This window comes from Pseudomonadota bacterium (assembly GCA_037200975.1).
Taxonomy (GTDB): domain Bacteria; phylum Pseudomonadota; class Gammaproteobacteria; order Steroidobacterales; family Steroidobacteraceae; genus CADEED01.
Genome location: JBBCGI010000001.1, coordinates 2,401,820 through 2,426,988 on the forward strand (window position 1 = coordinate 2,401,820; position 25,169 = coordinate 2,426,988).

At 64.7% G+C, this 25,169-nt stretch carries 27 protein-coding genes; 9 read left to right on the forward strand and 18 right to left on the reverse strand.

Annotated features, from left to right (window positions below):
• Positions 1-3: 3 nt before the first annotated feature.
• From leuA to bioB, 11 genes are all read right to left on the reverse strand, one after another.
• Positions 4-1,677: a 2-isopropylmalate synthase gene (gene leuA, locus WDO72_10815; protein MEJ0086166.1), complete on the reverse strand. Its 1,674-nt coding sequence runs from the start codon at positions 1,675-1,677 to the stop codon at positions 4-6.
• A 294-nt stretch (positions 1,678-1,971) separates the two neighbouring features.
• Complete coding sequence (locus WDO72_10820) at positions 1,972-2,856, reverse strand: cytochrome c oxidase subunit 3 (protein ID MEJ0086167.1); 885 nt, start codon at positions 2,854-2,856, stop codon at positions 1,972-1,974.
• A gap of 14 nt (positions 2,857-2,870) precedes the next feature.
• Positions 2,871-3,404, reverse strand: a complete 534-nt coding sequence (locus tag WDO72_10825) for a cytochrome c oxidase assembly protein (GenBank protein MEJ0086168.1) — start codon at positions 3,402-3,404, stop codon at positions 2,871-2,873.
• Positions 3,404-3,529, reverse strand: coding sequence for a hypothetical protein (locus WDO72_10830; protein ID MEJ0086169.1), 126 nt, complete (start codon positions 3,527-3,529; stop codon positions 3,404-3,406). The genes WDO72_10825 and WDO72_10830 overlap by 1 nt, the downstream gene beginning before the upstream one ends.
• Entirely contained in the window at positions 3,529-5,148 is a 1,620-nt protein-coding gene (gene ctaD / locus WDO72_10835) for a cytochrome c oxidase subunit I (protein ID MEJ0086170.1), read from the reverse strand. The genes WDO72_10830 and ctaD overlap by 1 nt, the downstream gene beginning before the upstream one ends.
• Positions 5,149-5,170: 22 nt before the next feature.
• Positions 5,171-6,061 (reverse strand): cytochrome c oxidase subunit II, encoded by an 891-nt coding sequence (gene coxB / locus WDO72_10840; GenBank protein MEJ0086171.1) that lies wholly within the window; start codon positions 6,059-6,061, stop codon positions 5,171-5,173.
• Positions 6,062-6,081: 20 nt separating this feature from the next.
• Positions 6,082-6,585, reverse strand: a complete 504-nt coding sequence (locus WDO72_10845; GenBank protein MEJ0086172.1) for a DUF2244 domain-containing protein — start codon at positions 6,583-6,585, stop codon at positions 6,082-6,084.
• Between the two features lie 35 nt (positions 6,586-6,620).
• A complete protein-coding gene (gene bioD / locus WDO72_10850; GenBank protein MEJ0086173.1) occupies positions 6,621-7,337 on the reverse strand; it encodes a dethiobiotin synthase in 717 nt (238 codons plus the stop codon).
• The gene (bioC, locus tag WDO72_10855) at positions 7,334-8,230 is read right to left on the reverse strand and encodes a malonyl-ACP O-methyltransferase BioC (protein MEJ0086174.1); all 897 of its coding nucleotides are present in this window, start codon (positions 8,228-8,230) and stop codon (positions 7,334-7,336) included. Before bioC ends, bioD begins: the two co-directional genes overlap by 4 nt.
• Entirely contained in the window at positions 8,227-9,387 is a 1,161-nt protein-coding gene (gene bioF, locus WDO72_10860; GenBank protein ID MEJ0086175.1) for an 8-amino-7-oxononanoate synthase, read from the reverse strand. Before bioF ends, bioC begins: the two co-directional genes overlap by 4 nt.
• Positions 9,363-10,439, reverse strand: coding sequence for a biotin synthase BioB (bioB, locus tag WDO72_10865; GenBank protein ID MEJ0086176.1), 1,077 nt, complete (start codon positions 10,437-10,439; stop codon positions 9,363-9,365). The genes bioF and bioB overlap by 25 nt, the downstream gene beginning before the upstream one ends.
• A 75-nt stretch (positions 10,440-10,514) precedes the next feature.
• Between bioB and WDO72_10870 the strand changes: the two genes are divergently transcribed.
• On the forward strand, positions 10,515-11,216 hold the full coding sequence (locus WDO72_10870) for a ComF family protein (protein MEJ0086177.1): 702 nt from the start codon (positions 10,515-10,517) through the stop codon (positions 11,214-11,216).
• A gap of 24 nt (positions 11,217-11,240) precedes the next feature.
• On the opposite strand, the gene WDO72_10875 is transcribed toward WDO72_10870, so the two are convergent.
• Both WDO72_10875 and WDO72_10880 read right to left on the reverse strand, forming a co-directional pair.
• Entirely contained in the window at positions 11,241-11,873 is a 633-nt protein-coding gene (locus tag WDO72_10875; protein ID MEJ0086178.1) for a gluconate 2-dehydrogenase subunit 3 family protein, read from the reverse strand.
• Positions 11,874-11,876: 3 nt separating this feature from the next.
• On the reverse strand, positions 11,877-13,658 hold the full coding sequence (locus WDO72_10880; protein MEJ0086179.1) for a GMC family oxidoreductase: 1,782 nt from the start codon (positions 13,656-13,658) through the stop codon (positions 11,877-11,879).
• 136 nt (positions 13,659-13,794) lie between these two features.
• Here WDO72_10880 and WDO72_10885 point away from each other — a divergent pair, with 136 nt between their 5' ends.
• From WDO72_10885 to WDO72_10905, 5 genes are read left to right on the forward strand one after another with little or no spacing between them, the layout of a single operon-like run.
• A complete protein-coding gene (locus WDO72_10885) occupies positions 13,795-14,829 on the forward strand; it encodes an ABC transporter substrate-binding protein (protein ID MEJ0086180.1) in 1,035 nt (344 codons plus the stop codon).
• Complete coding sequence (locus tag WDO72_10890) at positions 14,826-15,425, forward strand: SCO family protein (protein MEJ0086181.1); 600 nt, start codon at positions 14,826-14,828, stop codon at positions 15,423-15,425. Before WDO72_10885 ends, WDO72_10890 begins: the two co-directional genes overlap by 4 nt.
• The gene (locus tag WDO72_10895; protein MEJ0086182.1) at positions 15,422-15,853 is read left to right on the forward strand and encodes a hypothetical protein; all 432 of its coding nucleotides are present in this window, start codon (positions 15,422-15,424) and stop codon (positions 15,851-15,853) included. The genes WDO72_10890 and WDO72_10895 overlap by 4 nt, the downstream gene beginning before the upstream one ends.
• The gene (locus tag WDO72_10900; GenBank protein MEJ0086183.1) at positions 15,850-16,608 is read left to right on the forward strand and encodes an ABC transporter permease; all 759 of its coding nucleotides are present in this window, start codon (positions 15,850-15,852) and stop codon (positions 16,606-16,608) included. Before WDO72_10895 ends, WDO72_10900 begins: the two co-directional genes overlap by 4 nt.
• Positions 16,598-17,353, forward strand: coding sequence for an ABC transporter ATP-binding protein (locus WDO72_10905; protein MEJ0086184.1), 756 nt, complete (start codon positions 16,598-16,600; stop codon positions 17,351-17,353). Before WDO72_10900 ends, WDO72_10905 begins: the two co-directional genes overlap by 11 nt.
• Positions 17,354-17,429: 76 nt before the next feature.
• Here the strand turns inward: WDO72_10905 and WDO72_10910 are convergent, their stop codons facing one another.
• From WDO72_10910 to WDO72_10920, 3 genes are read right to left on the reverse strand one after another with little or no spacing between them, the layout of a single operon-like run.
• Positions 17,430-18,992 carry a sodium/sugar symporter gene (locus WDO72_10910; GenBank protein ID MEJ0086185.1) on the reverse strand — a complete coding sequence of 521 codons (1,563 nt, stop codon included), beginning with the start codon at positions 18,990-18,992 and terminating at the stop codon, positions 17,430-17,432.
• Between the two features lie 34 nt (positions 18,993-19,026).
• Positions 19,027-19,647, reverse strand: coding sequence for a 2-dehydro-3-deoxy-6-phosphogalactonate aldolase (locus WDO72_10915; protein ID MEJ0086186.1), 621 nt, complete (start codon positions 19,645-19,647; stop codon positions 19,027-19,029).
• Complete coding sequence (locus WDO72_10920; protein MEJ0086187.1) at positions 19,634-20,581, reverse strand: 2-dehydro-3-deoxygalactonokinase; 948 nt, start codon at positions 20,579-20,581, stop codon at positions 19,634-19,636. Before WDO72_10920 ends, WDO72_10915 begins: the two co-directional genes overlap by 14 nt.
• 215 nt (positions 20,582-20,796) lie before the next feature.
• On the opposite strand from WDO72_10920, the gene WDO72_10925 reads away from it, so the two are divergent.
• The 3 genes from WDO72_10925 to WDO72_10935 all read left to right on the forward strand — a co-directional run bounded on the left by WDO72_10925 (position 20,797) and on the right by WDO72_10935 (position 23,533).
• Positions 20,797-21,726 (forward strand): Gfo/Idh/MocA family oxidoreductase, encoded by a 930-nt coding sequence (locus WDO72_10925; protein ID MEJ0086188.1) that lies wholly within the window; start codon positions 20,797-20,799, stop codon positions 21,724-21,726.
• A gap of 21 nt (positions 21,727-21,747) precedes the next feature.
• Positions 21,748-22,512 carry an SDR family oxidoreductase gene (locus WDO72_10930; GenBank protein ID MEJ0086189.1) on the forward strand — a complete coding sequence of 255 codons (765 nt, stop codon included), beginning with the start codon at positions 21,748-21,750 and terminating at the stop codon, positions 22,510-22,512.
• 265 nt (positions 22,513-22,777) lie between these two features.
• Positions 22,778-23,533, forward strand: coding sequence for a PEP-CTERM sorting domain-containing protein (locus WDO72_10935; protein MEJ0086190.1), 756 nt, complete (start codon positions 22,778-22,780; stop codon positions 23,531-23,533).
• On the opposite strand, the gene ubiA is transcribed toward WDO72_10935, so the two are convergent.
• Positions 23,434-24,369 carry a 4-hydroxybenzoate octaprenyltransferase gene (gene ubiA, locus WDO72_10940; protein ID MEJ0086191.1) on the reverse strand — a complete coding sequence of 312 codons (936 nt, stop codon included), beginning with the start codon at positions 24,367-24,369 and terminating at the stop codon, positions 23,434-23,436. The genes WDO72_10935 and ubiA overlap by 100 nt on opposite strands.
• Before the next feature lie 25 nt (positions 24,370-24,394).
• Complete coding sequence (locus WDO72_10945; GenBank protein ID MEJ0086192.1) at positions 24,395-25,090, reverse strand: energy transducer TonB; 696 nt, start codon at positions 25,088-25,090, stop codon at positions 24,395-24,397.
• Between the last annotated feature and the right edge of the window lie 79 nt (positions 25,091-25,169).

Here is a 25,169-nt window from a genome sequence, read left to right on the forward strand (position 1 = left end):
GGCCTAACGACCCGCCTGCAGATCCTTCGCGCTGACGCCGAGCCGGCGCGCGGCGCTGAGCACCGCCAGCACCGAAGCCGTGGCGATATTCGCATGGCGGCCCGCGCCATAACGAACGCCGTGTACGCCGTCGCGCGCGGCCTCGACGATCGCCAGCGCCGACGCATCGGCCCCGGAGCGCAACGCCCGTTCCTCGTAGTTGTCGATGCGGATCGGCAGCGCCAGTGCATTCACGGTGGCCGCGATCGGGCCCGAACCGACGCCGCGCAGCTTGCGGCGATTCCCGGCCACGGTCATCTCGAGCTCGATGCCCTGCTTGTCGCCTTCCTCGAACAGGTGATGCCCGTGGTACGACACGTCGAGATCGATGGCGAGATAGGTCGACTCGAACAGCGCCCAGAGCTGCTGCGAGGTCATCTCGGTCTCGGACGAATCGACGTGGCTCTGCACGAGCGCGCTGAATTCCACCTGCATGCGCCGCGGCATCACGACTCCGTAGTCGCGTTCGAGAAGATAGGCGATGCCGCCCTTGCCCGACTGGCTGTTCACGCGGATGACGCTGTCGTAGGTGCGGCCGAGGCAGGCCGGGTCCACCGGGATGTACGGCACTTCCCAGATCCCATCCGGCTTCTGCGCCGCCATGCCTTTCTTGATGGCGTCCTGATGCGAGCCAGAAAAGGCCGTAAACACAAGGTCGCCCACGTACGGATGGCGCGGATGGATCGGCAGGCGCGTGGCCTCTTCCACCGCGCGCGCGACCGAATTGATGTCCGAGAAATCGAGCCCCGGATGAATTCCCTGCGAGTAGAAGTTCAGCGCCAGGGTCACCAGATCCACATTGCCGGAACGTTCGCCGTTGCCGAACAAACAACCTTCGACGCGTTGCGCGCCCGCCAGCATCCCGAGCTCGGCCGCCGCCACACCCGTGCCGCGATCATTGTGCGTGTGCACGGACAACACCACGTGTTCGCGCCGCTGAAGCTGCGTCGACATCCATTCGATCTGATCGGCGAAGATGTTCGGCGTCGCGTTCTCGACCGTGGTCGGCAGGTTGATGATGATGGGCCGGCCGGGGCCGGCATCCCAGGCGCGAATCGCGGTGTTGCAAGCCTCGAGCGCCACCGGCAGCTCCGTCATGCTGAAGGTCTCGGGCGAATACTCGAGCACCCACTCCGTTTCCGGCTGCGCATCCGTCAGCTGCTTGATGAGCCCGACCTGTTTGCTGATGAGCTGCATCACCTCGGGCGTGCTCATGTTGAACACCACGCGCCGCCACACGGGCGCCGTGGCGTTGTACACGTGCACGATGGCGCGGCGCGCGCCGCGCAGCGACTCGACCGTGCGCTTGATCAGTTCCTCGCGCGCCTGAGTGATGACCATGATCGTCACGTCATCGGGGATGAGCTTCTGCTCGATCAGGTCGCGCACGGTTTGGAAATCCGTGTCCGACGCGGAGGGAAAGCCCACTTCGATTTCCTTGAGGCCGACGCCGACCAGCGTCTTGAACAGCCGCTTCTTGGTCTCGCGGCTCATCGGCTCGAACAGCGCCTGGTTGCCATCGCGCAGATCGGTGCTGCACCACACGGGCACGGTGTCGAGCGTGCGCGACGGCCACTGCCGGTTGGGCAGGTCGATGGGCGCGAACGGGCGGTATCTCTTGGAAGGATCTTTCAACATGGCTGAATCACTCGGAACGATGCACGGGACTTCTCCGCGGTGGGCGGAGGTCGTGGGTTCCAGTCTTGTAAGCGCCGACTGGTGACGCGAGTGTGTTTGCGCCTAGGGCGCAAGAAGGAGCAGCGAACGAAGCAGCGCCTGCGCGGTGGCGCGGCAAAAGGGCGTGAAGCCCGGCTGTTCGTTGCGATTCATGGAGCCGGACGCTACCGCAGTCGCGCGCGATTCACAACGCCGCCAATGAAAACGGCGCGCCGAAGCGCGCCGTCTGCCATCAGGAAGCCGACCCGGTCCGGGTCAGATCCAGTAGACGAAGATGAAGAGGCCGAGCCAGACCACGTCCACGAAGTGCCAGTACCAGGCCACCGCCTCGAACGCAAAATGCCGCTCCGGCGTGAAGTGGCCCTTCATCGTGCGCAGCCAGATGCAGAACAACATGATCGCGCCCAGCGTCACGTGGAAACCGTGGAAGCCGGTCAACATGAAGAACGTGGAGCCGTAGATGCCGGTGCCGAGCGTGAGTCCGAGCTCCGTGTACGCGTGGTGATACTCGGTCGCCTGCAGATAGACGAACAGGAAGCCGAGCAGGAAGGTCGCGGCGAGGAAAATGTTGAGCAGACCGCGTTTGCCGGCACGCAGCGCGTGATGCGCGACGGTCACCGTCACGCCCGACAGCAGCAGGATGATGGTGTTGATCGCCGGCAAACCCATCGCCGGGATGATCTCGAACGTGCCGCTGGCGTTCGGGCCGAGCTTCGACGGGCCGTTGGTCGGCCAGGCGTTCTCGAACAGCGGATGCAGCAACTCGTTTGCCATGACCTTGGTGCCTTCGCCGCCCAGCCACGGCACGGACAACACACGCGCGTAGAACAACGCGCCGAAGAAGGCCGCGAAGAACATCACCTCCGAGAAGATGAACCACATCATTCCCATGCGGAACGAGCGGTCGACGTCGAGTCCGTACACGCCCTGCTGGTTTTCACCGATGACGGTGCCGAACCAGCCGATGAACATGTACACCACGAGCGCGAAGCCCGGCAGGATCGCCCATGCCGGCGCCCAGTCGTTGAGCAGCGAGATGACGCCGAGCAACATCGTGAAGAACGCAGCGGAGCCGATGATCGGCCAGCGGCTCTCGTGGGGGACGTAATACTTTTCGTGACCGACAGATGCCTGTGACATGAATAAACCCTGTGCTAGTTCAAAGAGCTCACGCGCGTGAACTCATCATAGAAAGTGTACGAAAGAGTGATGCGGTCGACCGAGCGCGGGATCGCGGGATCGACCACGAAGCGTACGACCATGGGCCGCTGCTCGTTCACGGCGAACTTCTGCGGCGTGAAGCAGAAACATTCGGTCTTGCGGAAATAGCCCGCCGCCTTGCCGGGCGCGATGTTCGGCACGGCCTGGGCGGTGGTCGCGAAACCGGTCAGGTTGTGCGCGAAGAATTCCGTCTTGTACAAGCGGCCCGGATGGATATCCATCGACGCGACCGTCGGCCGGAATTCCCAGTTGCCCACCGACGGCAGATCGGCCACGAAATCCACGGTAATGGTGCGCGAATCGTCGGGCGCATCGATGGCCATACGCGCCCGCGCGAGCTGGCTCTGGTCGCCGAAGCCGGTGATGTCGCACAACACGTCGTACAGCGGCACCAGCGCGAAGCCGAACGCAAAGCTGCCGAGCGCGAACGCGGCGAGCTTCAACGTGAGCTTCTTGTTCTGGTCCATCAGGAACGCATCACCGACATGACGATGAACGCCACGTAGAACGACAGCGCCACGGCACCCAACAGGATGGCGGAGCGGCGCACGCGTTTGCGTTGTTGATCCGCGTTGGCGTCGTTCGCGTGCATCAGTGCTGCACGCCGCGCGCGACCAGCTCACGTGACGGCGGCGGATCCCAGCTGTGGTACGGCGGCGGCGAGCTGAGTTCCCACTCGAGCCCGTGCGCGCCTTCCCACGAACGGCCCTCGGCCTTCACGCCACCCTTCACGCACTTGTAGATGATCCACGGGAACAGCAGCTGCGAGAGCCCGAAGCCGAACGCGCCGAGCGACGACACCATGTTCCAGTCCGCGAACTGCACGGAGTAATCCGGGATGCGGCGCGGCATGCCGGCGAGTCCGAGGAAGTGCTGCGGGAAGAACAACACGTTCACGAAGATGGTCGACAACCAGAAATGCAACTTGGCGAGCTTCTCGTCGTACATCTTGCCGGTCCACTTGGGCAGCCAGTAGTAGACGCCCGCCATGATGGCGAACACGGCGCCCGGCACCAGCACGTAGTGGAAGTGAGCCACGACGAAGTACGTGTCGTGATACTGGAAGTCGGCCGGCACGATCGCGAGCATCAGGCCCGAGAAGCCGCCGATCGTGAACAGGAACAGGAACGACAGCGCGAACAGCATCGGCGTTTCGAAGCTCAGCGAGCCCTTCCACATCGTCGCGGTCCAGTTGAAGACTTTCACGCCGGTCGGAATCGAAATCATCATGGTCGACAGCGTGAAGAACAGCTGCCCGGCGAGCGGCATGCCCACCGTGAACATGTGGTGGGCCCACACGATGAACGACAGGAACGCGATCGCCGCCGTCGCATAAACCATCGCGTCATAACCGAACAGCGGCTTGCGCGAGAACGTCGGGATGATCTCCGAGATGATGCCGAAGGCCGGCAAGATCAGGATGTACACCTCGGGGTGCCCGAAGAACCAGAAGATGTGCTGGAACATCACCGGGTCGCCGCCGCCCGAAGCGGAGAAGAAGCTGGTGCCGAAGAAGTGGTCGGTCAGCAGCATGGTGACGGCGCCCGCGAGCACCGGCATGGTCGCGATCAACAGATAGGCCGTGATCAGCCAGCTCCAGCAGAACAGCGGCATGTTGAGCAGGCCGACACCCGGCGCGCGCATGTTCATGATCGTGACGACCACGTTGATGGATCCGAGGATCGACGATGCACCCATCAGGTGGATGGCGAAGATGGCCATCGGGAAACCGTCGCCGCCCTGCAGCGACAGCGGCGGATACAACGTCCAGCCGCCGGCCGGCGAACCGCCCGGGACGAACAACGTGCTGAGCAGCAGCGTGAACGCGAACGGCAGGATCCAGAACGAGAAGTTGTTGAGCCGCGGCAGCGCCATGTCGGGCGCGCCCACCTGCATCGGGATCATCCAGTTCGCGAGACCCGTCCAGGCCGGCATGACCGCGCCGAAGATCATGACCAGCGCGTGCATGGTGGTCATGGAATTGAAGAACTGCGGTTCGACCAGCTGCAGGCCGGGCTTGAACAGTTCGGCGCGGATGATCATCGCCATCAGGCCGCCGACGAAGAACATCACGCAGGCGAAGATGAGGTACATCGTGCCGATGTCCTTGTGATTCGTCGCGTACACCCAGCGGCGCCAGCCATGGGCGGGGCCGTGAGCATGGTCGTCGTGTGCGTGGTCGTGATTGTCGGCGGTGTGTTCGTGTGCCATGTGCGTGCTTCTCGTCGAAAACTTATTGCTGGATGACGGCGGCGGGCGCGGCCGAGGCGATTGCGCTCGTTGCATTCGGCGCGACGCCGGCGAGCTTCTGTTCGGCCTGCTTGGCGCGCAGCCACGCGTCGTATTCGGCCGGCGACTTCACCTCGACCACGATCGGCATGAAGCCGTGATCCTGGCCGCACAGCTCCGCGCACTGGCCGCGGTACGTGCCGAGCTTGTCCGCGTCGACCTGCACCCAGATTTCGTTGATGTAGCCCGGGATCGCGTCCTTCTTCATGCCGAAGGCCGGCACCCACCAGGCGTGGATCACGTCCTGCGCGGTGAGCAGGAAGCGGATCTTGGTGCCCGCCGGGACCACCAGCGGGTTGTCCACGTCGAGCAGGTAGTTAGGAACGGTCTTGGGATCGACACCCGAACCGAGCTGGCGCGCCAGGTTGCTGTCGCGCTTGAGCGTCGAGAAGAAGCTGACATTCTGGCCGAGGTACTCGTATTCCCACTTCCACTGGTAACCCGTGACCTTGATGTTGAGGCCCACGTTGCCCATGTCTTCGATTTCGATGAGCGTCTTGGCGGTAGGTACCGCCATCAGCACCAGGATGCCGATCGGAATGATGGTCCAGATGATTTCGACCTTGGTGCTGTGGACCAGCGTCGTGTCGGCCTGCGCTCCCTGCGACTTCCGGAACTTCACCAGCGAATAGATCATCACGCCGAAGACGACCACGCCGATCGCCACGCACCACCAGAAGATGGTCATGTGCAGGCCGTAGATCTTGCGGCTCAGGATGGTGACGCCTTCGTGCATGTTGAGCCCGCCCCAGTCGGCGTGTGCAACGGATGCAAGGACAGCGAACAGGGATGCGACGGCGGCCTGTAAACCACGGCGCGCTTTGGCGTTCTTCATGTGAAAGCTCATCGATGACCTCAAGAAAACTGATCCGGCGAACACGGCGACGGCAATGCCGGCGACTGGTTCATGCCGCCAACCAGGCGCCGTAATTCGGCTGCCAGCTGGCGACGCTCCTCCTCTGTCAGAAACTTCCCTACCTCGACTGCCCGGCCGTGCGATTCGATCACGAGCTGGCCGCGGTGGAGGGGCGATTTCGGGCGGCGGATTTTAACCCGTGCCCAGTGGCGCGGGAACACAACTCGTTGCGGCGTGCCGCGCGCGTACTCGATGACGATTTCGGTTTCCGAAATGTCGATGCTCTCGGTTTCGAACCGGCGCGCCATGTTCGCCTTGAGTGCCCAGCCCAGCAGCAGCATTTCGGCGCCCGCGAAAGGCAACACGGGCCAGAAACCCAGCACTGTTACGACCCCGGCGACTCCGAACGTTCCTGCGCAGACCGCGCCGAAGAAGACCACCGCGCCGCGCGGACTCAGCGAGCAATGCGGGGCAAGGTCGATGTGGCGGGCGGCGGCTGGCACGGGGCGCGACTATACCAGCGAATTTGCCGGTGCACTCAAGGACTTAGGAGTCTTTCCGCCACTTCGTCCGCCCATGAATGAACGCCGGAGATGGGAACGGGTCCGGCACGGGTTCCGGCGGGCACCACGGCGAGCGGGCGCGCGCCAAAACGGCTGCTCAGCGTGTCGATATTCGCGTTCGCCAGCGGCATCTCGACGGCCAGCTTGTTCGCGATCCATCCCGCGAAAACCATGCCGCGCGCGCGCAGCGCTTCGCGGGTCAGCAACGCGTGATTCAGGCAGCCCAGGCGGATGCCGACCACGAGCACCACCGGCAGGGCCAGTCTGCCGGCGACATCGGCCATGGTTTCGGTGGCGGAGATCGGCGCGTGCCAGCCGCCCGCGCCTTCCACGAGCACCAGGTCAGATGAGGTCTTGAGACGAACCAGCGCGGCGGCGATGCGTTCGTGCCGGATCGACACGCCATCCGCGCGCGCCGCCAGGTGCGGCGACGCCGGCACCGACAACATCCATGGATTCACATCCTCGTACGGTGCCTTGACGTTGCTCGCGGCTAACAACTCGAGCGCATCGTCGTTGAAGAAACCCTCGGGTGTGCGCACGCCGCCGGCCGCGACCGGCTTCATCACGGCGGTGCGCAAGCCGCGCGCGACCAGCGCGCGCGTCAGCGCAACCGCGACCAGCGTCTTGCCCACACCGGTGTCGGTGCCGGTGATGAAGAACCCCGCGGGCATCTTGTCAGTCGGGCTCATGCGCCACGCCGGCGGATCGAATCCGGGCTGATGAACGCCTCGCGCGGAAAGCCTTCATTTTCAGGCTCGCGGCGCTCCGCGCCCCAGCTGACCGCGTGGATGACTTCGTACGTCGCGGGTAGTTTGCCGTCGCGGCGCAGGGTTTCGTACGCCGCCGTCATGGCCGCCAGACGGCGGCGGCTCGTGAGCCCGCGGGTACGCCCGTGGGTGACGTTGTGGGCGCCGATGGCCTTGAGCTCGCGCATCAGCGCGATCGCATCCGGGTAGTGGACCACGATGCGGTCGACATCGAGCACGGGCTCGGCCAGCCCCGCCTGCATGAGCGCGCTGCCGATCACGGGCGGATCGAAGAAGTGATTCACGTGGTTCGGCTGGCCGTCGGCCGCGGCCCAGGCATCGCGCAGCTCGGCCAGCGTGCCCGGGCCGAAGGTGCTGAACAGCAACAGTCCGCCGGGCTTGAGCACGCGCGCGAGCTCGGTGAATACGGCCGCGAGATCGTCGCACCACTGCAGCATCAGGCTGCTGAAAACGAGGTCCAGGCTCGCGTCGCGAAACGGCAGCGCATACGCATCGGCGCGCACGCGCTCGAAACGCCGCAGCCAGCGCGACTGCGCCTTCGCGCGCACCAGCATGCCGGGTGCGATGTCGACCGCGACGGTCAGTGCCTTGGGATAGCGGCGTTTCAGCGCGCGCGACGCGTGCCCGGTGCCGGCACCGAGATCGAGGATGGTTTGCGGCTCGACTTTCAATTCATCGAGACGGCCGAGCAATTCGTTGCGCACGCGTTCCTGCAATGCCGCCGCCGCGTCGTAACTCGCGCTGGCGCGATCGAACGCCGTGGCGACCGCGCGGCGATCGAGCGAGAACACCTCGCGCGGATCGCGAGCGCTCACGGCTTCAACGCCTGCGCCAACGCCGCGATCAACGCATCGACCTGCGGTTCTTCATGCGCAGCGGAGAATGTGACGCGCAATCGCGCCGTGCCCGCGGGCACCGTCGGCGGGCGGATCGCGCTGACGAGAAAGCCCCTGGTTTCGAGCGCTGTGCTCGCGGCCAATGCGCGCGCGGCTTCGCCCAGGATGACCGGAACGATGGTGGTGCCGGGCAGGGGGTCCCGCGAACGCGGCTCGCTGGACACGTCGAGCGCGTGCAAGCCTTTGCGGAATCGCGCTGCGAGCGCCAACGCCTTCTCGCGCCGCCAGGATTCACGTTCGCTCACGCGCAACGCAGCCCGCGTGGCCGCGGCGACGGCCGGCGGCAATGCCGTGGTGTAGATGTAGGTGCGCGATTTCTGCAGCAGGAATTCTATGAGGTCGGCGTCGCCCGCGACGAAGGCGCCAAAAGTGCCGAAGGCCTTGCCGAACGTGCCGATGAGCACGGGCACGTCGTCACTGTTCAAGCCGAAGTGTTCGCAGGCGCCGCGGCCGGTTCGCCCGAGCACCCCGAGTCCGTGCGCATCGTCGACGATCAACCATGCGCCGGCGGCGCGCGCGTGCTGCGCGAGCGCTGGCAGCGGCGCAAGGTCGCCGTCCATGCTGAACACGCCGTCGGTGATCAGCAGGCGCGTTTCGATGGATTCATCCAGCGCGGCCAGGAGCTCGTGTGCGTGGCTCGCGTCGCTATGTCGGTACCGCAAGGAGTGCGCGCGCGTCAGGCGGGCACCATCGATCAGTGACGCATGATTGAGCTTGTCCGCCACTATGGTGGCTGTTTGATCCGCTAATGCGCTAATCACGCCGGTGTTGGCCATGTAGCCGGTGGAGAACACCAGCGCTTTTTTGCGCCCGGTGAACGCGGCCAGTTCCTCTTCGAGCGCCTGGTGTTCGCGGCCATGACCGGTGACGAGATGTGAAGCGCCGCTGCCCACGCCGTGCTCGTTCGCGGCATTGACGAAGGCGCGCAGAACGTCGGGATGATTGCTGAGCCCGAGGTAGTCGTTACTGCAGAAGTTGACCAGATCCGCGCGCGGCATCAGCCGGCGCGTGCGTTTCAGGTTGCGCTGCTCGAGGTCGTCGAGCGCCGCCTTCAGCGCTGCCGGGTCGCGTTGCATGCCGCACCTGGCCGCGGCGCGGCGTGCGAGCAGCCGGGGCCGTGCACGTGCTCTTCGTCTTCCTGTTCGAGCGCAGCTTCGGCGCGCGCGGCGAGGCCCGGCGGCACCAGCGGCTCGATCCCAAGACGCGTGAGCAAGGCGCGATCGCGCGCGACGTCCGGATTGCCCGTGGTCAGCAGCTTCTCGCCGTAGAAAATGGAATTGGCGCCGGCCAGGAAACACAGCGCCTGCAGTTCGTCGGCCATCACTTCGCGGCCTGCGGACAGACGCACGAAAGCCTTCGGCATCACCACGCGTGCGACGGCGATCGTGCGCACGAAATCGAACGGATCCACCGCGGCGGCGCCAGCCAGCGGCGTGCCCGGCACGCGCACCAGCTGGTTGATCGGCACGCTCTCGGGATGCTGGGGAAGATTCGCGAGCGTCGCGAGCATCGACGCACGATCGCGCGTGGTTTCGCCCATGCCCACGATGCCGCCACAGCAGACATTGAGGCCCGCGTCGCGCACGGCGGCGAGTGTATCGAGACGATCCTGGTACGTGCGCGTGGTGATGATCTCGCCGTAAAACTCCGGCGAGGTGTCGACGTTGTGGTTGTAGTAGTCGAGGCCGGCGTCCTTGAGCTCGTGCGCCTGATCGGGCGTCAGCATGCCGAGCGTCGCGCAGGTTTCCATGCCGAGCGCGCGCACTTCGCGAATCATCGCGGCGACGGCTTCGACGTCTTTCTTCTTTGGCGAACGCCAGGCCGCGCCCATGCAGAACCGCGTGGCACCGGCCTCTTTCGCCGCCTGCGCGCGCGTGCGCACTTCTTCGAGCGGCACGAGCTTCTCGCGCTCGAGCCCGGTTTCGTATCGAACCGACTGCGGGCAGTAGGCGCAGTCTTCGGGGCAGGCGCCGGTCTTGATGGAAAGCAGCGTGCTCATCTGCACGGCGTTGTGCGGGTGGTGGGCGCGATGGACTTCCTGGGCGCGGAACATGAGGTCGGCGAATGGCAGCGCGAACAGCTGCCCGACTTCGTCGATGGTCCAATCGTGGCGCGTCGTGTCGGTCATGCCCAGCCCTATATCTATTGATTTACATCGCTTTTCCGACTGGTCATCCAGCCGGCACGCGTCGAAGCTGGCTGCATGTTCGGGAGCAGCCCACTCATTGTCAACCGCTGGAGCCGGCTCCGGTTGACGGGCGCGCGCCAGTTCGCACGGCTCATGGCGGCCACGCTGTTTCCGCCGCGTTGCTGCCTATGCCGCTTCGAGGGCGCGTCGCTCGATCTGGACCTGTGCGGCTACTGCCGCGCGGATCTTCCCTGGAACGGTTTGCGCAGCGCGGGCGAGTTGTTCGCGTTCCGGTTCGAATACCCCGTCGACGATCTGATCCGCCGGCTGAAGTACCAGGGTGCTCTCGCCAACGCGCGTGTGCTCGGGGTGTTGCTGGCGCAGGCGGCATGCGAATGCGATGCGCCGTTACCCAGGTTGTTGGTGCCCGTCCCGCTGCACATCGCGCGGCTGCGCGAGCGCGGTTTCAACCAGGCGGCTGCACTGGCGCGTTACGCCGGCCGCATGCTCGAAATTCCCTGTGCAAACCGTGCGGTCCGGCGCACGCGAAACACACCTTCGCAAACCTCGCTCGACCGCGCCGAGCGCCATCGGAATGTACGCGAAGCGTTCGCCGTCGGTGGCAGGCGCGCGCTGCGCAGGTTGTTAGAGGCCGGACACGTGGCCATCGTCGATGACGTGGTCACGACGGGCAGCACCATGAGCGAACTGCGCCGAATCCTGCTGGCCGCGGGCGTCAGGCAGGTGGATGTGTGGGCCGTGGCGAGGGCGTTGTGAAAGTTGCCGCGGAGCGCGCCTGGTTCAGGCCAGCCCTGCTTTCTTCAGTGCTTCCAGCGGCGGGCCATCAAATCTTTCCAACGGCACGTTCCCCGTATAACCGATGTCCTTCATGCCGACTGGCGTCGTGTAGAAGCCGCCCGCCGTCAGATCGCGGAAGGTGGCAAAGAAATTGGCCGCGGTCTGAAACTGCGGAGCCGCGTGCGCCGGCTGGCAGATGTCATCGGCGATCGCGCTGCGTTGCGCGTCGTTCAGCTCCGCGAATTGCTTGCCGAAACGTTTGTCGGCTTCCGCGTCGATCCACACGAGACCTGGCAACACGATCTGGCGATCGGCGCGTTGCTCCGGATACGGCGCGCTGATCCATTCGTCGATGAAATCGACGACACCGACCGACGAGGCCGCGGGCGAGACATCGTCCGCGGGAATGATGAGATCGCACAACGCGGCCACCAGCGCGCGCGCCGGCGCGCTGAGCGTCAGCGGCCACGGACCGCCGGGTTTCCATTCCTTGACGAGATCGGGATCCGTGCCGTAGCCGGGCAGGTTCGGCGCGACGTCGAGCGCGAGTTTCGCGGGCGTGTAACCGAACGTCTTCAGCGAAGGCATCGCGGCCGCGGCGGCGAACATCCACTTGATGGTGGTGCGACGGTCCATGGCTTACAGCTCCTTCTTCTTCATGAGACCCAGCATGTGTTCGGACGCGCGCCAGGCGAGCGCCATGATGGTGAGCGTCGGGTTCTTGTCCGCGTTCGAACACAGCGTCGCGCCGTCGGTGATGAACAGGTTCTTCATGTCCCAGCTCTGACCGAAGCTGTTGGTGACGGATTTGGCGGGGTCGTTGCCCATCATCGCGCCGCCGACTTCATGAATGATGATGCCGCCCTGCTTGATGGCTTTTTCACCGGGCTGCGGCGGGCTTGGCATGCGGCCGCCCATCGCGTCGATGATTTCCGCGAAGGTGGTCTGCATGTGCGCGGCCTGGCCGATCTCGTGCTTCGACCACTTCCAGTGGAAGTTGAGCGTCGGGATGCCGAACTTGTCCTTCTGCGTGGGATGCAGCTCCGCGTAGCAGTCGTCGTTCGGGATCATCTCGCCGCGTCCCGAGAAATACATGAACGAGCCGAAGTAACGCCGCGCCTCTTCCTTGAACTTGCGGCCGTACGTGCCCCCGTTGAGCCATTCCATTCCCGCGGCCGTACCCATGCTGGGCATCGACCGGCCGCCGCCGAACTCGATGTGATATCCGCGCGCGAAGCCGAGTTTCCCCGCGAGCTGTTCCTTGTACAGCCACCACGGCGTGTACAAGTGGAAACCGTCGACGCCGTCTTCGTTGTGCAGCGGCATGTCCTCGAGCAACGGAATCTGGCCGCCGATGCCGGCGCCCACGGTATCCATGATGTATTTGCCGACCTTGCCGCTCGAATTCGCGACGCCCGAGTTGAGCATGATGCGCACCGACTCGAGCGCACTCGCCGCGAGCACCACCACGCGCGCCTTCACGCGATGTTCCGCGCCGGTCTTGCGGTCGATGAAGATGACGCCTTCGGCGCGGCCATCCGGGCGTTTCGTCACCGCGCGCACCATGGCATCGGTGACGATGTCGAGGTTGCCGGTGTCCAGCGCCGGCGGCAGGTGCACCGTCGTCGATTGGTAGTTAGCCCGGATCGAGCAGCCGCGGCCGCAGGGCGTGGCGAAGAAACACGCCGCGCGTTTCTGCATGTCGGCGGCGAGGATCTTCTGCGCTTTGGCATTGCCGGGATGCAGCAGCTTCGGCAGACGCACGTGATCGAGCCGTTGCGTGAGCACCGCGCGATGGCCGGGAATCACGGGGATGTTGAGCTTCGCGGCGCGTTGCCTGGTGAGCAAGTCGCTGACGCGCGGCTTCGGCGGCGGCAGCAGGACGCCAGGGCTGGAATTTGGCGTGTTCTCCAGTCCATCGTTCGCGCCGTACACGCCGATCAGCATCTCGACCTTGTCGTAGTACGGGGCGAGATCCGCGTAGTCCATCGGCCAGTCGAATCCAAGCCCATCGCGCGAGTGCGGCTTGAAGTCGTACTGGCCGTTGCGCAGGGAAATGCGGCCCCAGTGATTGGTGCGGCCGCCGAGCATGCGCGCGCGCCACCACACGAATTGCCGCGCCGGGTCGTCCGATGCGCTGGAATAGGGCTCACCGGGCACCTGCCAACCACCGTCGACGGTCGCATCCCAGAAGCCGAACGGCTTCTCGGGCGTCCCCGCGCCACGCAACGGCGCTTCGCCGTTGGCCTGAAGCATGGGAGTTTCGGTGGCGGGCTGGTAGTTGCGCCCGGCCTCCAGCATCAGCACTTTGGCGCCGTCCATGGTCAGGGTGTAGGCGGTCTGGCCGCCCGCGGCACCGGAACCGACCACGATTACGTCATATGAATTCTTGTCTGCGTCGGCCGCGCTGATGAAAGCCATGAATTCCCCCGGTGCCTGGACGCCCGATTGTAGTTGCGGTGGCCGCGGCACTCATAGTCGAAAGCTATGCTTTCGTCGGCTACGCTGCCGCGCACGAAAGTTACAGACCGGTACAACCGGCCAGGGACATCCCCTCTTGAGCGCGCATCTCCTCGGACGACGTCAGTTACTGCAAGGCGCAGCCGCCGCGGCGTTGCCTTTGTCGATGTTCGGCTGCTCGAGCGACAAGGCAGCCAAACGCGCACCGCTCGTGGTGGGAGGACTGCCGGTTACCTGCAACCTCACGCTGCCGGTTTCCTGCTCCGCCAAGATCGCCATCAACAAGGCCAACCCGGGCGGACCGCAGTTCGAATACGAGTACAGCAAGTACAGCGGCTGGCCCGAGATCAAGGAATCGCTGATGGCGAACCGCATCCAGGCGGGCTACATGCTGGCGCCGCTGGTGATGGACCTCGCCGACAAGAAGATCCCGGTGAAGATCGTGTCGCTGGGTCATCGCTCGGGCGCCGTGATCATGGTGCGCGAGGATTCGACCTACCAGCACTTCACGGAGCTGGCGGGCAAACGCATCGCGATCCCGAGCCGCTTTGCCGTCGATTTCCTGTTCCTGCGCAAAATGCTGGCGCGCGAGAACATGTCGCCGAAGGACATCGAGATCGTCGAGATGCCGCCGCCCGACATGCCGGCGGCGTTGTATGCGAAGGCCGTCGATGCGTATTGCACGGGCGAGCCGTTCGGTGCGGCCGCGCAGCGTGCCGGATATGCGCGCGTGCTGAAAATGACTCGCGACGAGTGGCGCAACTACATCTGCTGTTGCCTCACGGTGCGCGAGGAATTGATCGCGGAGAATCGCCCGCTGGTGCAGGACCTGGTGAACACCATCCAGGGCGCCGGCGAGTGGCTCGATCAGAAGCAGGACAACCGCAACAAGGCCGTGGCCATCGCGGCGGGCAAGGGGTTCTTCAACCAGGATCCCAACATCCTGAAGTTCGTGATGGAGAATCCCACCGATCGCGTGACCTACGGCGACCTGCGCATGATCCGCGAAGAGTTCGAGGACCTCATGAGGCTGTCGATGGAAGCCGGCACCATCAAGCACGCCATTCCGTACGAAACCTACATCGACGACAGCTTCGTGAAGGCGGCCAAGTCCGCCACGATTCCGCTGTGAAGCGGCTCATCATCAGCGGATTGTTGTTTGGTATCGCCTGCGCCGCCGCGGCCGAACCGACACGGCTGGCCGCACCGCCCGCGAATCTCTTCAAGGCCGGCACGCTGAGCCCGGTGATGCCCGCCCCGGAGCTCACGCTGCCCGGCTCCGACGGCAAACCGGTCACGCTGGCGCGGTTTCGCGGCAAGGTCGTGCTGGTGGCCTTCGGGTTCAGCAATTGCGGCGAGGTCTGCCCAATCACGCTGGCCACGCTCGCCGGCGCGCGCAAGAAACTCGGCACGGCTGGCGCGGACGTGCAGGTGGTCTACGTCACGGTCGATCCGGAACGCGACGATGCGGCGCAGATGAAGAAATTCCTCGGCAGCTTCGATCCGACATTCGTCGGCGGCGTGGGCACACGGGCACAGATCGACGCCGCCGAGAAGAGCTGGGGAATCAGCTCGGTCAAGAACATGAATGCCGACGGCAGCTACACCATCGGCCACTCTTCATCCATCTACCTGATCGACCGGAAAGGCGGCCTGCGCGCCGTCATGCCCTACGGCCATCCGTCCGACGATTTCGTGAATGACCTCAAGATCCTGCTGAGTGAATGAGCAGGCGCGTCGGGATCATCGCCTGGGCCCCGATCGGCGCGGCCGTGGCTGTACTCGCCTGGGCCGGCTTCGCGCCCATCACGTTGCCGACACACGAAGAATTGTTCGAGATTCCGAACGGCACGTATGCGCGCCGCATGAAGGGCGACCAGGTGGAGATCCTGCCATCGCAGATCCGGCTCACGCTGGGCCTGAACGATGTGCTGCTGCTGCGCAATCTCGATGACGTGCCGCAGGTGTTCGGGCCGACGATCATGATGCCCGGCCAGAGTCTTCGGCTGCCGTTCGAGAAAGCCTCGCGCTACGACTTTGCCTGCACGGCGCACGCCAGCGGGCAGATGACGATCCTGGTCGAAGAAGAACCCGTGATGCCCTGGTCGAAGATCCACTGGCGTTTTCGAGAATGGTGGGAGAACAGAACAAGATGAAGGGGCCAAAGCAGGCGCTGCCGTCGATCGTCGTGATCGCGGCCGTGGTGGGCATCTGGTGGGCCGCCGTCTGGGTTACCAAAAGCGCGATTTTCCCGACGCCCTGGGGCGTCGTGACCGGCACACTGGAGCTCGCGGAAGACGGCACCTTGTGGGAACACATCGGCGCTTCACTGATGCGCGTGGGCGCGGGCTTCGGCATCGCGGTGGCCTTCGCGATTCCGCTCGGCCTGTGGATGGGTTGGGTGCGCGGCGCATTCGTCACGCTGAACCCGCTGTTCCAGATCCTGCGGCCGATCTCGCCGATCGCGTGGATCCCGATCGCGATCCTGTGGTTCGGCGTGGGCAACGCCTCGCCTATCTACCTCATCTTCATCGCCTCGGTGTTTCCGATGATCGTGCAGACCACCGCCGGCGTGCACACCATCGAGAAACGTTACCTGCGCGCGGCCGAGAACTTCGGCGTGTCGCGCAAGAAGCTTTTCCTGCAGGTGGTGATCCCGGCGACGCTGCCGGACATCATCGTCGGCATGCGTATCGGCCTCGGCGTCGCCTGGCTGGTGGTGGTGGCCGCCGAAATGATCGCGCTGCGCTCGGGCCTGGGCTACCTGATCATTGACTCGCGCAACGCCGGCAACCGCTACGACCTGGTGATCGCCGGCATGATCATCATCGGCCTGATCGGGCTCATGCTCGACGGCATCATGAGGCTGCTCGAAAGCATGAAGATCGTGCGGTGGCGTTATGCCCACTAACAACAAGATCCGGATCCAGAACGTCCACAAGGGCTTCGATGCCGACAAGGGCCGGCTCGAGGTCATCGACGATCTCAACATCGACGTGCGCGACGGCGAGTTCGTCGCCATCGTGGGCCCGTCGGGCTGCGGCAAGACGACGTTGATGAACATCATGGCGGGCTTCCTCGCGCCGGATTCGGGTGCGGTGCTGGTCGACGGCAAGCCGCGTCTGAAGCCGAACCCGAAGGGTGTGCTGATCACCCAACAGGGTTCGGTGTTCCCGTGGCTCACCGTGAAACAGAATCTGCTGTTCGGCCTGCCCGAGGAAATGCCGAACCGCGACGCGCTGGCCGATGAATACGCCGCGCTCGTGGGCCTCAAGGGTTTCGAGAACAACTATCCGCATGAACTCTCCGGCGGCATGCTGAAGCGCGCGGAGATCGCGCGCGCGCTGGTGGTGAAGCCCGAGATCCTCTACATGGACGAGCCGTTCTCGGCGCTCGACGCGTTGATGAGCCTGCGCATGCAGAACGAACTATTGCGCATCCTCGCGAAGGAAAAACACACCGTCATGCTGATCACGCACGACGTCGAGGAAGCGATTCACGTGGCCGATCGCATCCTGGTGCTGTCGCCGCGGCCGGCGCGCATTCAGGCCTCGTTCGACGTGCCATTCGCGCATCCGCGCAAGCTGTCGAGCCCGCAGGCGCAGGCCCTGCGCGTCGCGATCCTCAAGGAGCTGGGCGTCGAAGAGACGGTCTGACTATCCGGACGGCGTATTCGGCGGACCGGTGAGTCCTATCCAGTCGCCGTGCCTTGTTGTCCCGCCGCGCGCACGATTACCACCACACCGCGTACAACGCGGCGAGCACACCCACCACGATCAGCGCCGCGACGTTGAAGAACGTGCCGGTCGAGAAATCGACGTTGTGGATGTCGACACGCATGGCCGCCTCGCTCTTCGGCGTCATCAGCGAGATCACCACCGCGATCACGATGCCGGCGACGAAGCACCAGCCCACGCGGTTCATGAACGGATAGTCCGGCAGGTATTTGTAGAATACCCAGGACAACACGACCGTCGCGAGCATCGACACCATCGCTGCGGTTGCCGTGGTGCGCGCCCAGAACAGGCCGAGCAGGAAGATCACGCAGATGCCCGGCGTGACGAAACCCGTGAAGTTCTGGATGTACTGGAAGCCCTGTCCGAAATTGCTGAGGAACGGCTTCGTGATGAAGATCGCGATGACCACCGATACCACCGCGACGATGCGGCCCACGAACACCAGCGTCTTCTGGTCCGTATCGGGCCGCGCGGCGCGATACAGATCCATCGTGAAGATGGTCGCGATCGAATTGATCTTGGAGCCCGTCGACGCGACGATCGCCGCCACCAGCGCGGCGAACACGATGCCCTTGATGCCGGTAGGCAGCATGGCCATGAGGCTCGGATACGCCTGGTCGGTGCGCTCGAGTCCGGGCACCAGCACCAGCGCGGCGATCCCGGGGATGACGATGATTGCCGGCATGATCAACTTGAGAAACGCCGCGAGCACGATGCCCTTCTGCGCCTCGTTCACGCTCTTGGCCGCGAGACCGCGCTGGATGATGTATTGATTGAAGCCCCAGTAGCTCACGTTCATCATCCACATGCCGCCTAACAACACGGCGAGACCCGGCAGGTCCTTGTAGTGCGGGTTGTCGGGCGACAGGATCATGTCGAACTTGTCCGGGTACTTCGTGGTGAGCGTCTGGAAACCCGCGATGACGCCTGCGCCATCGCCGACCTTGTCGAGCGAGATATACGTGATGATGATGCCGCCGAGCACCAGCAGCGACACCTGCACGATGTCGGTCAGCGCCACCGCCTTCAAGCCGCCGTACAGCGCGTAGACCAGCGCGAACAACGCGAGGCCGGTGATCGCAACCTGCAGGTCGACGCCCGCAATCGCATTCACCGCGAGCGAACCCAGCCACAGGATCGACGTGAGGTTCACGAACACGTACAGCGCGAGCCAGAACACCGCCATGACGTTGCGCACCGCCGGGCTGTAACGTTTCTCGAGGAATTCCGGCATCGTGTAGATGCCGTTCTTGAGGAACACCGGCAGGATCCATTTGCCGACGATGATCAGCGTGAGCGCCGCCATCCATTCGTAGGAGGCGATCGCCATACCCATCACGTAGCCGGAGCCGGACATGCCGACGATCTGTTCGGCCGAGATGTTCGCCGCGATCAGCGATGTGCCGATCGCCCACCAGGGCAACGCGCGCGAAGCGAGGAAGTAATCCTGCGCGCTCTTCTGGTGTTGCCCCTTCTCGCGCGATACCCATTGCGCGAGCACGAAGATGAAAACCGCGTAGATCGCGACGATCGCGATATCGAGAGTGGATAGAGACATGTTGATCCCCCCGGGGAAAAATCGCCGCTGAACGTCAGAGCGGTTGCTTCGCGAGGGCCTGGACGACCCGCGCGGCTCGCGCCGTTATTTCTTCGAGTGTGAACTGAGGTTTGAACAATTCCGAGCCGAAACCGAACCCGCCGGCGCCCGCGTCGAGCCAGGGCCCGACATCTGCCGCGCCGATGCCGCCTACCGGATAGATCTTCGTGCCGGCGGGTAGCACTTCGCGCAGCGCACGCAGATGTTTTGGCCCGTACGTGGCGGCCGGAAACAGTTTGAGGATCTGCGCACCCGCCTCCGCCGCGGCAAACGCTTCGCTCGCGGTGGCGAAACCCGGCATCACCTGCATGCCGCGCGCCAGCGCGGCACGGATGACCAGCGGATTCGTGTTTGGCGAAACTACCAGCCGGCCGCCGGCCGTGTAGGTACGTTCGACCTGCTCGACGCTGAGCACGGTGCCGGCGCCCACCAGGCAGTCGCCGCCGGATTCCGCGGCGAGCAGCTCGATGCTCTTGTATGGATCCGGAGAATTGAGCGGGACCTCGAGGATACGGATGCCGGCACCTCGCAACGCGCTGCCGACGGACGAGGCGCGATCCGGCGTGAGGCCGCGCAGGATCGCGACGATCGGAGTGGCCGTGTCAGCGTGTGGCACGTTGCGCTCCTGCCGGCTGCGACAGACGGAATATTTCACCGAGGCCCGCGATCGAGGCCGAGCCGCCATCGATGACGCCGCGAGTCAGCCCGAAGGCGCGCAAAGCAGTCGAGTACGCACGGATGAGTCCCGGCGCGGCGATCAGATAGACCGGATTGCCCGTCATTTCGTCCGCGAAAATGCGCGCCGCGCCGGCGACGTCACTGCCGATCAGCAGTCCCGACATGTAACTGGCCGCATCTTCCGCCGGCAATTCCGACAGCAGCCGGCGGCTGCGAACTTCGAACAGCCGGTGCAGCAGTTCAGTGCCGGGTTGCGTGCGTACGCGTTGCAACGCGGCGTCGAAGGCCTGGTCGTTCATCGGGCGCTCATCGGCGCCGTCGCGCACCAGCACGCTGTGTTTGCTGAGCAGATCGAAGATCTCGCCGGTCGGCGCCGTGAGAAACTCGACGATGGCGCCGTCCCGCACCACCACCCACTTGGTGTGAGTGCCCGGCAGACAGAAGACGTGCTGGCCCGTACGCAGGCGCGGGTCGAGCACCAGGGCGCCGAGAATCTGGGTTTCTTCACCGCGCATGACGTCCGGCGCCGCAAGCCGGTTGCGGCAGCTCACTCCCGGCACGATGCGCACGCGTCCGGCGCGCAGGCTCACGCAGGCGGCGGCCAGGCCCTGCGGATCGGCTGGCGCAGGTAGATAGGGCGCCGGCACCCAGCCGATGCTCGATCCGATCATGCCGCACAACACGATCGGGAGCGGACCTGTGGAGCTTTCCCAGGCGGCGATCTCGCCGTCGAGCACGATCTCGTGTTCGCCGCGCGCCGCCGCCGCGCCGCGCGCCACGCGCGTCTCGAGCACTTTGTTGGCGGCATCACACAGATACAGGCGCAACTGGCTGGTGCCCCAGTCACCCGCGATGAAGGCACCGTGCGCCATCAGTTGCTGCCCGCAGGCGACGGAAGAATCCTGCCCATTTCCGAAAGATCCCCTCGTGCGGCATCGCGCGCCGCCCCGGCATGTTGCCTACTTGGGGCGCATGCGCCTAGTCCCGGCTGCGTGTCCTGCTCCGCATATTCGCGTACGCTTCTGATGTGCGGCGGCAGCGGGTAGATTCTCCGCGACTACGACGGCAATTTCTGAGGGGATGGGATATGCGGCGCCTGCGCGTGGGTCTGCTCGGCATCGGAAAAATCGCGCGGGATCAGCACATCCCGGTTCTGCAGTCGAGTGAGCGCTTCGAATTGGTCGCCTGCGCCAGCCGCAATGCGCACGTCGAGGGCGTCGCGAGCTTCACCGATCTTCCCGCGATGCTGTCTGCGCGCCCGGATATCGACTGCATCAGCATCTGCACGCCGCCCCAGGCGCATTTCTCCGCCGCGGCGCTCGCGCTCGAGGCCGGCAAACACGTGTTGCTCGAGAAACCGCCGGCCACGACGACGCGCGAGATCGCATTGCTCGCCGCACAGGCCGCGCGACTCGGGCCCACTTTGTTTCAGAGCTGGCACTCGCGATTCGCAGCCGGTGTAGCCCCGGCGCGCGACTGGCTGCGCAAACGCACGCTCAAACGCGGCCGCATCGTGTGGAAGGAAGACGTGCGTATCTGGCATCCAGGCCAGCAATGGATCTGGGAAGCCGGTGGCTACGGAGTGTTCGATCCCGGCATCAACGCGTTGTCGATGTTGACCGGGATCCTGTCGGCCGAAGTGCTGGTGACCTCCGCGCGCCTCAAGTTTCCAGCCAACAAACAGGCGCCGATCGCCGCCGATCTGCGAATGCGCACCGAAGATGGCGTCTCCATCGAAGCCGAGTTCGACTTTCGCTACACCGGCGTCCAGACCTGGGACATCGAGCTCGATACCGATCAGGGCGCGCTCAAGCTGGCCATGGGCGGCAGCAAGTTCTCCATCGACGGAGCGCCACAGGAGCCGGGTGATCTGCGCGGCGAATACGCGCGCCTGTACGATCATTTCTTCGAGTTGTGCGAGGCGCGAAAATCCGAAGTGGATTGGCGGCCAATGCAGCTGGTCGCCGATGCCTTCCTGATCGGCGAGTGCGAGATTGTCGAACCATTCATCGACTGACGACCATTCGAGGGGACGAAATTGAAGATCGAAGACCTGGCGGGAAAACGCGTGTTGATCACGGGAGCGAGCACCGGCATCGGCGCGGCCGCCGCGGTTGCGTTCGCGGCGCAAGGATGTGCGGTAGCCATCCACTATCGAGAACACGAAGCCGAGGCACGCGCGGTCGCCGCGCAAGTCGAGGCGCGCGGCGCGAAAGCCGTCGTGTTGCGCGCGGACCTGGCCGCACGCGGCGCGCCGCAGCGGCTGGTGAATGAAGCGGCGCAGGCGTTGGGCGGCCTCGACATCCTCATCAACAACGCCGGCTCGCTCATTACGCGCCGGCCGTTCGCGGACATCGACGACGCATTGATCGACTCGGTATTCGACCTGAACGTGCGCGCGGTGATTCACGCCGTGCGCGCGGCGATCCCGCTGCTGGAAAAGAGCACGGCGCCGTCCGTGATCAACGTGGGCTCGATCGCGGGACTCGACGGCGGTGGCCCGGGTTCGGCGGTCTACGCCTCGAGCAAAGCCTTCATCCACAACCTGACGCGCCATCTGGCGCGCGATCTCGGCGCGCGCGGCATCCGCGTGAACACGGTGTCGCCCGGCGTCATCGCCACGCCATTTCACGATGCGACGCCGCCGGAACGGATGGAAGTCATGCGCAAGGCGGTGACGCTCGGGCGTGTCGGTACGCCGCAGGACTGCGTGGGAGCTTTCCTGTTCTTCGCCTCGGCTTCGCTCAGTGGCTACATCACGGGCCAGAACATGCACGTCAACGGCGGCATGGCGATGCCATGATTCGGCTAACTACTTGAGACGCCGACGCACGGACCGGATCCGTACGCTCGGCGCAGTTGCCGCAACGGGGTTACCGCGCTCGATCCGTACGCGGCACGCAGCTTTGTAACTTTCGCCCCGGCGCCGCCGCCCGGGATATGTGATGCAGGTCACATGCCCGGCCTGCGCCGTGCTGTCCTACAACGCAGTCGTTCGCCCGCTGCGCTTATTGTCATACACGTTCCCCCTCGGTGGGCGGGCTCAATCAATCAGGCGAGGTACGACCATGCAAAGGAATGCAATCGGGTTACTGGTGCTTTTGTCGGGCGCGATTGGCAACGCGGCCATCGCGATGCCTGTCTACCAGGACTCCGTGGGCCGTGAGTGGCTCGACCTCAACGACAGCAGGTACCGTTCCTGGGACGAGATCGCCGCGGTGTGCAGCGCCGCTTCTGGCGAATGTTCCGGAACACTCGCATCGACGGGCGCCTTCTCGGGCGATCTCGACGTCACGGGTTATCGATGGGCGTCGCGCAACGAAGTGCGCGATCTCTTTTATGAAGTGGCCGGCTTGCCGAGCGGTTCGCTCGACGATTTTTCCGCCACATTCTCTGCCGCCGCCGGATATGGCGCGAACGTCTTCGGCACGTTCGAACCCACCATCCAGTTCGGTATCGGCCCGGGAATCATGAACGTAATGAACGGTGTGACGCGCGATCTGTACGCCGGCATCGTTTTCAATGCGAGCACCGGCTTCGACTCCAGCACCAGCGCCGACACGTTCACGCTGACCGGTCAACTGCCGGTGGACATGCGCGAAATTTCCATGGGTGTCTATCTATACAAGACGGCGGTGCCCGAGCCCGGCACGTTCGCGCTGTTTGCAGCCGGCTTGCTGGGGCTGGTGATCGTGGGCAAGCGGGGCCGCACACGCGTGGCGCGTCAGCCGGCCCGGAATGCGTACTCGAGCAGGATGCCGATGAAGATCGAGAGGCCTACGTACTGGTTGTTGAGGAACGCGGCGAAGCAGGCCTCGGGCTGACGATTGCGGATCAACCATTGCTGCCAGGTGAAGAACACCGCGGCGCCGACCAGTCCCGCGTTGTACCAGTAGCCGAACTCCATGTTCGTGCCGACCAGGTATAACGCGAACAACATCAGCGCCTGCAGCATGCCGATGATGAGCCGGTCCATGTCGCCGAACACGATGGCGCTCGATTTCACGCCGATCTTGAGATCGTCGTCACGGTCGACCATGGCGTACATCGTGTCGTAGACGGCCGCCCAGATGATGCCGGCAAAAAAGATGATCCACGCGACGCGCGGGATGTTGCCGTTCTGCGCGTTGAAGGCCATCGGCACGCCCCAGCTGAAGGCCACGCCCAGGTAGAACTGCGGCAGCGGAAAGAAGCGTTTGAACAGTGGATAGGTGACCGCGAGAAACGCGCCGACCAGAGACATCCAGATGGTGAAGGGATCGAGCTGCACCACCAGCGCGAGCGCGACGGCAATGAGCGCCAGGAACCACACCACGGCTTCGGCCGGCGAAATGCGGCGCGACGCCACCGGCCGGTCGCGCGTGCGTTTCACGAACGGGTCGAAGTCGCGATCGAACAGGTCGTTGATCACGCAGCCGGCGGAGCGCATGGCGACGGTGCCGAGGACGAAGATCACGACAACCGTGGGACTCGGATGCGAACCGCCGGCGATCCATACCGCCCACAACACCGGCCACAGCAGCAACCAGATGCCGATCGGTCGGTGCAGGCGCGCGAGTTCGATGAGGTCACGGATACGGCGCGAATAACGCAATGCCGCGAGGCGCGCGCCGGAAGGCGGCGGCGCGAGGTCGAAATCCGTCAGGAGCTGGTTAGCCACTGCCGTGAATCATAACCGCGGAGGATCAGCTGGCGCGCGGTTCGAATCCGATGGGAATGAGCACCTGCGCGGGCTTCGCGACGCCGTTGACTTCATACGGCCGGAACAGGAATTTCGCGACCGCATCCCGCGCGGCGCTGTCGAGGCGTTCGTGCCCGCTCGAGCGTTCGATCTGGATCTGCGCCGGGCGCCCGAGCGCATCGACCAGCACGCGCAACACCACGGTGCCGTGTTCGCGCTTGCGCTGCGATTCGCGCGGATACACCGGCGGCGGCGCGCGCACGTATTCGACCGAATCGATCATCGGCGGGGCCGCGGTCGAGGGAGTGGGCGAAGTCGTGGTGGGAGTCGGCTCGGGAATCGTGATGGATTCCGTTTCGATCGAGAGGTCGATGGGAGTCGGCAACGAATAGACGACGTTGAGCGGCGGCGGCGTGTATTCGGGCGGCTTCTCGTCCGGCGCCGCGGGCGCTTCGATCAGTGAGGCGATGATGGGCGCGGGATCTGTCTTCGCGTGCTGGGCCATCTGCATCTGCATGAACGCAATCAGCGCGATCACGTGCATCGCAATCGTTCCGGCGAGGATCATGGCGCGGCCCGACCAGCGCGACTTCGGCGCGGAGGTGGAGCGCTGGAGATTCAGCTCGCGCAGGAACGCCCGGACCGGTTCACCTCGATGAACCTCGGCGTCGGGCATTTCATTGATGATTTGGACGGCCATGTGTTTGGCCCACGAATGTAAATGATTCGCATTTGGAGCTCAACCGCCATTCTTCTCTATGTGCCCGGATTGCGGGCCA

Coding starts and splice junctions, on each gene's coding strand:
- WDO72_10875 (MEJ0086178.1), bottom strand. CDS start 11,873: ATGGACCGTCGCACCACCATCAAGTGGATGTTCGCCGCCGCGGCCGCG.
- bioB (MEJ0086176.1), bottom strand. CDS start 10,439: ATGACCGACACGACGCGCCACGATTGGACCATCGACGAAGTCGGGCAG.
- WDO72_10820 (MEJ0086167.1), bottom strand. CDS start 2,856: ATGTCACAGGCATCTGTCGGTCACGAAAAGTATTACGTCCCCCACGAG.
- leuA (MEJ0086166.1), bottom strand. CDS start 1,677: ATGTTGAAAGATCCTTCCAAGAGATACCGCCCGTTCGCGCCCATCGAC.
- WDO72_10910 (MEJ0086185.1), bottom strand. CDS start 18,992: ATGTCTCTATCCACTCTCGATATCGCGATCGTCGCGATCTACGCGGTT.
- WDO72_10870 (MEJ0086177.1), top strand. CDS start 10,515: ATGTTCGGGAGCAGCCCACTCATTGTCAACCGCTGGAGCCGGCTCCGG.
- WDO72_10945 (MEJ0086192.1), bottom strand. CDS start 25,090: ATGGCCGTCCAAATCATCAATGAAATGCCCGACGCCGAGGTTCATCGA.
- WDO72_10900 (MEJ0086183.1), top strand. CDS start 15,850: ATGAAGGGGCCAAAGCAGGCGCTGCCGTCGATCGTCGTGATCGCGGCC.
- ctaD (MEJ0086170.1), bottom strand. CDS start 5,148: ATGGCACACGAACACACCGCCGACAATCACGACCACGCACACGACGAC.
- coxB (MEJ0086171.1), bottom strand. CDS start 6,061: ATGAAGAACGCCAAAGCGCGCCGTGGTTTACAGGCCGCCGTCGCATCC.
- WDO72_10905 (MEJ0086184.1), top strand. CDS start 16,598: ATGCCCACTAACAACAAGATCCGGATCCAGAACGTCCACAAGGGCTTC.
- WDO72_10880 (MEJ0086179.1), bottom strand. CDS start 13,658: ATGGCTTTCATCAGCGCGGCCGACGCAGACAAGAATTCATATGACGTA.
- bioF (MEJ0086175.1), bottom strand. CDS start 9,387: ATGCAACGCGACCCGGCAGCGCTGAAGGCGGCGCTCGACGACCTCGAG.
- WDO72_10925 (MEJ0086188.1), top strand. CDS start 20,797: ATGCGGCGCCTGCGCGTGGGTCTGCTCGGCATCGGAAAAATCGCGCGG.
- WDO72_10895 (MEJ0086182.1), top strand. CDS start 15,422: ATGAGCAGGCGCGTCGGGATCATCGCCTGGGCCCCGATCGGCGCGGCC.
- WDO72_10830 (MEJ0086169.1), bottom strand. CDS start 3,529: ATGCACGCGAACGACGCCAACGCGGATCAACAACGCAAACGCGTGCGC.
- WDO72_10825 (MEJ0086168.1), bottom strand. CDS start 3,404: ATGGACCAGAACAAGAAGCTCACGTTGAAGCTCGCCGCGTTCGCGCTC.
- WDO72_10935 (MEJ0086190.1), top strand. CDS start 22,778: ATGCAAAGGAATGCAATCGGGTTACTGGTGCTTTTGTCGGGCGCGATT.
- WDO72_10920 (MEJ0086187.1), bottom strand. CDS start 20,581: ATGGCGCACGGTGCCTTCATCGCGGGTGACTGGGGCACCAGCCAGTTG.
- bioD (MEJ0086173.1), bottom strand. CDS start 7,337: ATGAGCCCGACTGACAAGATGCCCGCGGGGTTCTTCATCACCGGCACC.